Source organism: Mangrovibacterium sp. (assembly GCF_059905295.1).
The window spans coordinates 1-5,360 of record NZ_JBZQJF010000165.1 but is presented as its reverse complement, the minus strand read 5'-3'; the positions used below and the strand labels follow the sequence as shown (position 1 = coordinate 5,360).

The following is a 5,360-nucleotide window of genomic DNA, read 5'->3' as shown; positions in this document are numbered from 1 at the left end:
TTAACCGGGGATTCGCAAAGAAGACGCAGAGGGATGGATTAACGATTGAGTGACCAGCAAGCCACAACAGTCCCTGACTGATACAAAGGTAATTATGCCCGCAACTTGAAACTTGGAACTCAGAAGAGACTTTAAGAAAAAAGACTGCCGCGAGCGACAGTCTTCAGTAATCTATCAGTATCGTTGGGCTTTCTATAGCCCTTTTTTATCCAGGATGCTTTCGATTTCGTCCATCACTTTGTTCATCGCTTCAATTGCTTTTTCAAAAGGCTCGGCAGTTGTCATATCAACGCCGGCTTTTTTCAGCAAATCAATCGGGTAATCAGAGCTACCAGCCGAAAGGAAAGCCATATAATTTTTCAGCGCTTCTTTATCGCCACTCATCACTTTTTCGGCCAGCGAAATTGATGCGGTAAATGAAGTGCTGTATTGGTAAACATAGTAGTTATAGTAGAAGTGTGGAATATAAGCCCACTCCATGTTGATATAATCGTTGACATAGCAAATGCCTTGGTCGTGTCCATAATAGCGTTTCACAATGTCACTGTAGATTTTAGAGAACGAGTCGCCGGTGAGGGGCTTGCCTTGCTCAGCTTCTTCGTGAATTTTCAATTCAAATTCGGCAAACTGGGTTTGACGGAACAAAGTGCCGCGGAAACCATCCAACCAGTTCATTAACAAGGAAAGTTTTACATCGTCGTCTTTCACGTTGTTGATCATGTAATTGAAAAGCAATACCTCGTTGAATGTTGAGGCAACTTCGGCAACAAAGATGGCATAATCAGAGGTTGGGTAGGGTTGGTTTTTATTGCTGAAATAGCTTTGCATGGTGTGTCCCAACTCATGTGCGAGGGTGCTTACATCGTCGTAAAGATCGTTGTAGTTCAGCAGGATGTAGGGATGTCCTTCGTAAAATGCCCCGTTGGAATAAGCACCTGTTACTTTGCCGGGAGTCGGGTAAACGTCGATCCAGCGTTCTTTAATTGCTTTCTCAACGGTTGAGGTATATTCTTTCCCCAGAGGTTTCAGTGCTTTCAGAACCAACTTTGTACCTTCTTCATAAGGGTAGGTCAGGTCAACATTCTTGACTACCGGAGCATAAAGGTCCAGGTATTTCAGGGTGTCAACACCAAGCATCCGCTTTTTGATCTCCAGGTAACGGTGGAAAGCCGGCAGGTTCTTATTAACATTATCAATCAGTGCGTGGTATACTTCAACCGGGATGTTGTTCGGGTATAGAGCGGCCTCGAGCGAAGAATCGTAATGACGGGCCTGGGCACGGAAAATATCCGATTTTACATTACCACTCAGCATTTCGCCGTAGCTGGCTTTAAATTTTGCAAAGTTGTTCCAGTAGGCATTAAATACAATTTCCCGATCGGCACGGTTCGCCGAGGCTCTGAAACGGCTGTATTCCGAGCTGGTAACATTCACCTTCTCACCATCGGATAAGGTTACTTCGGGGGCGGGCATTTCAGCATTGCGGAAGGTGTTATAAACTGATGATGCTGTTCCGGTGATATTCCCGCTCAAAGCCATGATCCGTTCTTCTTTCTCGCTCAGTGAGTGTGCCTTGGTACGGAACATATTGGCCAGTGGCATGCGATAAACCTCCAGGCGAGGATCCTGTTTGATGAAACTTTCAACAGTTGCCCAGTCCGACTCGAGGATCTCCGGCTCAATGAATGCAGCTTTTGCACCGAATGTAGAAAACAGATGACGGAGCTCCTGTTGCATACCATTGTATTTTGAGTTGCGGGTATCCAGGTCCGCATTCATACTGGCGTAAATGTAGAGTTTGGACGCTTCCATCGACAAGTTGCTGTTGAACTGCAGGACTTTCAGCAGGTTTTCAGGCGATTTCATGATCGTGCCTTTGAAGGCTTCAACTGTGTCCAGTTTTTTCGATACATCTTCCATGGCTGAGCGCCAGGCTTCGTCTGAAGCATAAATATCGGTCAGCTTCCATTTGTACTTGTCGTCAATTTCTTCCCGGTTACGCTGTTGTGCAACCGTCGTCAGGCTGAACAACAAGAGCAGAATGGCAAACAGGCTTGTTTTTCGCATGTTCATATTTTTCATAGAGAGTCCGTTTTGTTCTTTTGGATAAGTATTCAATTTGTCAATTCATTACAGTATTGTTAAAAAAATAAGTTTAGCCAAGTGTTCCCGTTTCTGCGAACACGAGATGTTCAAGCTTTCAATTCCCAAATTTGTTTATTTTTATCGCAATCGAATAAACCTGTAAACAATGAAGAAATTAGTTCTAATGCTGGCGCTGTCCCTTTATATTACCGTGGTTTCAGCGCAAAGTGCAAAGCAGATTACCGGAATTTGGTGGAATGAAGAAAAAACGTCGAAAATTGAAGTGGTTGAACAGGATGGCCGGTACATTGGGAAGATTATTTACCTGATTCCGGAAAAATATGAAAACGGGCAAGCACCGAAAGACAACAAGAACCCGGATGAAAAACTACGCGATCGTTCATTGGTTGGCATTCAGATCTTGCAAGGACTTCAGTTTAATGCTGACGATAAAGAATGGCAGAACGGACAGATCTACGATCCGAAATCGGGAAAGACCTACGATTGTTATGCCTGGTTTGATGATTCGAACGACAAGCTTTTTCTGAAAGGCTATGTGGCCGGTGTTAGATGGTTGGGCCGTTCAACCGAATGGACCCGAACAACATTAAACTAGGCTGAAACCTGAACGTCGAAACCGGCTGCTTTTACCTGGTCGGCAATTTGGTTCAATTCATCACTGCTGATCTTTTCAAGGCTTTGAGCAGGTGTGTCCCGTGCAATGGTGTAAATCATCACCTGCCCGGGATTTATTTTTTTCAAGGCCGCCAGCCAGGCTTCCAACTCATCAGCAGAGGTATTGTCAATTTTTTCACCTTTGTACTCACCCCGCACAAACAGCGTTTGGATGATTGCTGATTTCCCGAAACGAGCGAGCTGCTCAATGACTTCATTCAAATTAAAACGGCCTAGCGGGCAGTCGAGCAATTCGACCGTTTTCGCAATCGCTGAGTCAAGCTTCAGAATATTATCGTCGACTTTCAGCAAAGCCTCGAAAACCGACTTTTTATGGAGCATGGTTGAGTTTGAGAGCACTGCTACCCGGCAGTCGGGTGCATAAGCATTGCGCAGACGAATAGTGTCGTCGATAATTCCATCGAAATGGGGGTGAAGCGTTGGTTCACCATTTCCTGCAAAGGTTATTACATCGGGCAATTCACCGGCTTCCTGCATCTTTTTCAACTGCTCTTCCAGTCGTTCAGCGACATCCTGACGAGTGGGAAGCACTGCTTTGTGTTCCCGCTTACGGGGAGTCCAGCCACACTCGCAATAAATACAGTCGAAGGAACAAATCTTCGAGTCGGTGGGCAACAGGTTAACACCGAGTGAAACACCCAAACGGCGGCTTTTTACAGGGCCGAAAATAATTTTGTCGAAAAGAAAAGTAGCCATTTTAATTGCTTTGCAGCAAAAGTACAGATTAGCCTGAATTATTCAACACATCTTTTTAACGAACCCGCCTTGGCTTGCTATTCGATACGATATCTTTGAGTGTTGTTTGTCACAATTGTCACGCATCAGCTTCGTTGCTAAATCCTTGAAATAGGTAATAATGTCAGCGGATTCAGAAGCCTTGAATCTGCATAAAACTGGTGGCATGAATAATCCGGGTTAAACCAGTTTTTTCAGCCGGCTATCCGCTTTCAAGCGGAAGTTGGCGTAGTCGATGCCGGTAATGATCACCAGCCCCGGACGCTTGCCGGTCGCTATTATTCCGGCTTCCATTAAGTTGAAAGCTTTGGCTGCCTTGGCCGTAAACAACTCGATTAGGTCGGGCAGTGAACTGTTGGGCAGGTTTTCCTGGATTGCTTTAAGAAAGTTGAAGGTGGCTTTGGGATCGTTGGTATTGTTGGGGATGAAATCCCGAAAAGGTTGCAACTCCGGTAATTTTTCTAGAATTTCGGCCGTGCTTCCGTATTGCCAAAGTTGGATGAAAGCCGGGCAAATCAAGCCGCTGTGAAACTCCATTGCAGCTTGCTCGCGAAGTTCATCTTTGGTTGCAATAAGTTGAAGGATTGTTCCGTCGCTGGCAACATCAACAATTCCTTTGGGCAATACCGATCCATCAGCAGGGATGACAAAGTGGGCTGAGAATTTCATTCTTTGTCCTTGTCTTGCTTCTTAATAACTTCCAGGTTCTTTTTCTCTTTGGATGCTTCAATCTGGAGGTTCAGCTTTTCTACTACTTTTTCATAAACCTTCTCGTAAAGCTTTGGTCGCGACGAGTAAAAAATAATATTTTCAGTCAGGAGGGAATCAGTCAGATGGTATTTATCCAGGATACCCTGGTACACTTCCTTCGACTCGATCTTGATGCTGTCGGCATTGGCATAGCGATGGCGTGTCGACATGGCTTCACCCACGTGGATATCGTAGAGGATATCAGCCATTTGTTTTTGGCTAAGCAGATTGTCCGGTTTGGGATAGCCCTTCTGCTTACAGGAACTTGCTGCTGCTAAAAGGATCACGATCAAAATCGGGAAGATGTTCTTCATGAGTTGCACATTAATTTGTGTTGCCAAAGTTAAAGTTTCAGCTTTCAAGTTGCAAGTGTTAATTCCGGACAAGGAGATTCCCGAATTTACCCATCTCGGAGAGGATTGTTTCTTCATTAATTAAGCGTAAAATTAAGTTGAATTTAACTTGTTGATCGGGCGATATTCTGTATTTTTGAGGCTGTTATCGGTTCCGCGACTGCCTTGGTAGTCCGGATGAAAAGGGAATCCGGTGTAAAACCGGAGCTGTCCCCGCAGCTGTAAGCCCGCAAAAAGATTTCGGAAATTTAAAGCCACTGTTTAGAGCCCTTCTGCCATAGGGACGGACGGGAAGGCATCCGAAATTGGGTGAGCCAGAAGACCTGCCGGTGATTCGAAGTTTTCGGGGTAAAGACGCTGCCATTCTAGGCGCATCCCTGGCTTCATTCGCTCCTGCTTTCTGCCAATTGTTGGGAGCAATGTAACTGTTAAAAGCTGTAGGTCAGGGGCCACAGCTTTTTTTTATCCGTTTTTAGTTGGGGAGTCTGCTTCTTTCTTTTCAGAACTGTTAGAAAAAAGAAAGGAGAACCGCTGTCCTCCTTTTCTCAACTAACCAAAACCTATCTCTATGAAAAAAATCTAACTATATCTAATTGCTTTTTGTATGATACAAATGTAGCTCACATTCCTGTTAACGACTGCCAAGTGGTGTTAAATAGTGTTGTAATTGATGTTTGGGGGGCACCGACAATTCAGACAAGTATAAACAGCTTTGATTTGGGCTGATTATGCGCCCTGTTC

Annotated in this window: 5 protein-coding genes and 1 riboswitch; of the genes, 1 reads left to right on the top strand and 4 read right to left on the bottom strand. The window is 44.8% G+C overall.

The window, feature by feature from the left end; translation table 11 throughout:
* Positions 1 to 192: 192 nt before the first annotated feature.
* Entirely contained in the window at positions 193 to 2,082 is a 1,890-nt protein-coding gene (gene pepF, locus AC37HE_RS08965) for an oligoendopeptidase F (RefSeq protein ID WP_500782491.1), read from the bottom strand.
* Positions 2,083 to 2,251: 169 nt separating this feature from the next.
* On the opposite strand from pepF, the gene AC37HE_RS08960 reads away from it, so the two are divergent.
* Positions 2,252 to 2,701: a DUF2147 domain-containing protein gene (locus AC37HE_RS08960; protein WP_500782490.1), complete on the top strand. Its 450-nt coding sequence runs from the start codon at positions 2,252 to 2,254 to the stop codon at positions 2,699 to 2,701.
* Here AC37HE_RS08960 and AC37HE_RS08955 read toward each other — a convergent pair.
* The 3 genes from AC37HE_RS08955 to AC37HE_RS08945 all read right to left on the bottom strand — a co-directional run bounded on the left by AC37HE_RS08955 (position 2,698) and on the right by AC37HE_RS08945 (position 4,607).
* Positions 2,698 to 3,477 (bottom strand): radical SAM protein, encoded by a 780-nt coding sequence (locus AC37HE_RS08955; protein ID WP_500782489.1) that lies wholly within the window; start codon positions 3,475 to 3,477, stop codon positions 2,698 to 2,700. The two genes, AC37HE_RS08960 and AC37HE_RS08955, sit on opposite strands and share 4 nt — an antisense overlap.
* 219 nt (positions 3,478 to 3,696) lie before the next feature.
* The gene (locus tag AC37HE_RS08950) at positions 3,697 to 4,185 is read right to left on the bottom strand and encodes a hypothetical protein (RefSeq protein WP_500782488.1); all 489 of its coding nucleotides are present in this window, start codon (positions 4,183 to 4,185) and stop codon (positions 3,697 to 3,699) included.
* Positions 4,182 to 4,607 (bottom strand): DUF4296 domain-containing protein, encoded by a 426-nt coding sequence (locus AC37HE_RS08945; protein ID WP_500782487.1) that lies wholly within the window; start codon positions 4,605 to 4,607, stop codon positions 4,182 to 4,184. The genes AC37HE_RS08950 and AC37HE_RS08945 overlap by 4 nt, the downstream gene beginning before the upstream one ends.
* Before the next feature lie 144 nt (positions 4,608 to 4,751).
* A riboswitch (cobalamin riboswitch) is annotated at positions 4,752 to 4,964 on the top strand.
* The last annotated feature ends 396 nt before the right edge of the window (positions 4,965 to 5,360 follow it).